This window comes from Planococcus plakortidis (genome assembly GCF_001687605.2).
GTDB lineage: Bacteria > Bacillota > Bacilli > Bacillales_A > Planococcaceae > Planococcus > Planococcus plakortidis.
Window position 1 is genome coordinate 87,501 of sequence record NZ_CP016539.2, and the last position, 2,500, is coordinate 90,000.

6 tRNA genes and 2 rRNA genes (2 of these 8 only partly in view) are annotated in these 2,500 nt (G+C 53.7%); all 8 read left to right on the forward strand.

What is annotated here, in order from left to right:
* Positions 1–1,767 (forward strand): 23S ribosomal RNA (locus tag BBI15_RS00390); it begins 1,166 nt to the left of the window's first position.
* Between the two features lie 138 nt (positions 1,768–1,905).
* A 5S ribosomal RNA gene (rrf, locus tag BBI15_RS00395) occupies positions 1,906–2,021 on the forward strand.
* Between the two features lie 8 nt (positions 2,022–2,029).
* Positions 2,030–2,105: transfer RNA gene (locus BBI15_RS00400), tRNA-Val, on the forward strand.
* A gap of 11 nt (positions 2,106–2,116) precedes the next feature.
* A tRNA-Thr gene (locus BBI15_RS00405) sits at positions 2,117–2,192 on the forward strand.
* A 9-nt stretch (positions 2,193–2,201) separates the two neighbouring features.
* Positions 2,202–2,277: transfer RNA gene (locus BBI15_RS00410), tRNA-Lys, on the forward strand.
* Positions 2,278–2,298: 21 nt separating this feature from the next.
* Positions 2,299–2,383, forward strand: a tRNA-Leu gene (locus BBI15_RS00415).
* Position 2,384: 1 nt separating this feature from the next.
* Positions 2,385–2,459: transfer RNA gene (locus BBI15_RS00420), tRNA-Gly, on the forward strand.
* 23 nt (positions 2,460–2,482) lie between these two features.
* Positions 2,483–2,500: transfer RNA gene (locus tag BBI15_RS00425), tRNA-Leu, on the forward strand; it runs 71 nt beyond the window's last position.

Genomic DNA, 2,500 nt, shown 5'->3' on the forward strand with positions numbered 1-2,500 from the left:
GCGCCGAAAATGTACCGGGGCTAAACGGATTACCGAAGCTGTGGATGGACATCTGAGATGTCCGTGGTAGGAGAGCGTTCTAAGGGCGGTGAAGTCAGACCGGAAGGACTGGTGGAGCGCTTAGAAGTGAGAATGCCGGTATGAGTAACGAAAGACGGGTGAGAATCCCGTCCACCGAATGCCTAAGGTTTCCTGAGGAAGGCTCGTCCGCTCAGGGTTAGTCGGGACCTAAGTCGAGGCCGATAGGCGTAGACGATGGACAACAGGTTGATATTCCTGTACCACCTCCCCGCCGTTTGAGTAATGGGGGGACGCAGAAGGATAGGGTGAGCGTGCCGTTGGTTGTGCACGTCCAAGTTGTGAGATGAGAAACGAGGCAAATCCCGTTTCTGTATACATCAAGCAGTGATGGCAAGAGGTTTGACCTCAGAGTCCCTGATTTCACACTGCCAAGAAAAGCCTCTAGCGAGGCGGGAGGTGCCCGTACCGCAAACCGACACAGGTAGGCGAGAAGAGAATTCTAAGGTGAGCGAGTGAACTCTCGTTAAGGAACTCGGCAAAATGACCCCGTAACTTCGGGAGAAGGGGTGCTCTGGTAGGGTGAATAGCCCGAGAGAGCCGCAGTGAATAGGCCCAGGCGACTGTTTAGCAAAAACACAGGTCTCTGCAAAACCGTAAGGTGACGTATAGGGGCTGACGCCTGCCCGGTGCTGGAAGGTTAAGGGGAGTGCTTAGCGCAAGCGAAGGTGCGAACCGAAGCCCCAGTAAACGGCGGCCGTAACTATAACGGTCCTAAGGTAGCGAAATTCCTTGTCGGGTAAGTTCCGACCCGCACGAAAGGCGTAACGATCTGGGCACTGTCTCAACGAGAGACTCGGTGAAATTATAGTACCTGTGAAGATGCAGGTTACCCGCGACAGGACGGAAAGACCCCGTGGAGCTTTACTGTAGCCTGATATTGAATTTTGGTGCAACTTGTACAGGATAGGTAGGAGCCAGAGAACCCGGAGCGCCAGCTTCGGGGGAGGCGTCGGTGGGATACTACCCTGGTTGTATTGAACTTCTAACCCACAAGCCTAAGCGGCTTGGGAGACAGTGTCAGGCGGGCAGTTTGACTGGGGCGGTCGCCTCCTAAAGAGTAACGGAGGCGCTCAAAGGTTCCCTCAGAATGGTTGGAAATCATTCGCAGAGTGTAAAGGCACAAGGGAGCTTGACTGCGAGACGGACAGGTCGAGCAGGGTCGAAAGACGGACTTAGTGATCCGGTGGTTCCGCATGGAAGGGCCATCGCTCAACGGATAAAAGCTACCCCGGGGATAACAGGCTTATCTCCCCCAAGAGTCCACATCGACGGGGAGGTTTGGCACCTCGATGTCGGCTCATCGCATCCTGGGGCTGTAGTCGGTCCCAAGGGTTGGGCTGTTCGCCCATTAAAGCGGTACGCGAGCTGGGTTCAGAACGTCGTGAGACAGTTCGGTCCCTATCCGTCGCGGGCGCAGGAAATTTGAGAGGAGCTGTCCTTAGTACGAGAGGACCGGGATGGACACACCGCTGGTGTACCAGTTGTTCTGCCAAGAGCATCGCTGGGTAGCTATGTGTGGCCGGGATAAGTGCTGAAAGCATCTAAGCACGAAGCCCCCCTCAAGATGAGATTTCCCATTGCGCAAGCAAGTAAGATCCCTCAAAGACGATGAGGTAGATAGGTTCGGGGTGGAAGCGTGGCGACACGTGCAGCTGACGAATACTAATCGATCGAGGACTTAACCAACCAACTGAAACGCACGTTTCCCCCAATGTCGATTTATCCAGTTTTGAAAGAACAAGATTTTTTGCCTGTGAGCAAAAAAAGACTTGTAAAACTCACCAGATTTGGTATAATAAAACTTGTCTTTCAAAAACCTTATAGTCCAGTGATGATGGCAAAGAGGCCACACCCGTTCCCATCCCGAACACGGAAGTTAAGCTCTTTTGCGCCGATGGTAGTTGGGGGTCTCCCCCTGTGAGAGTAGGACGTCGCTGGGCATACATATGGAGGATTAGCTCAGCTGGGAGAGCATCTGCCTTACAAGCAGAGGGTCGGCGGTTCGATCCCGTCATCCTCCACCATTTTACTCTATGCCGGAGTAGCTCAACTGGTAGAGCAACTGACTTGTAATCAGTAGGTTGAGGGTTCAAGTCCTTTCTCCGGCACCACTCATATTTGAGCCATTAGCTCAGTTGGTAGAGCATCTGACTTTTAATCAGAGGGTCGAAGGTTCGAATCCTTCATGGCTCACCATTTCAATTTTATAATTGCCACGCGGGTGTGGCGGAACTGGCAGACGCACTAGACTTAGGATCTAGCGCCTTCGGGCGTGGGGGTTCGACTCCCTTCACCCGCACCAAGCGGAAGTAGTTCAGTGGTAGAACGCCACCTTGCCAAGGTGGAGGTCGCGGGTTCGACCCCCGTCTTCCGCTCCATTTTTTTATCTGTCCAATGCCCCGCCGGGGTGGCGGAACTG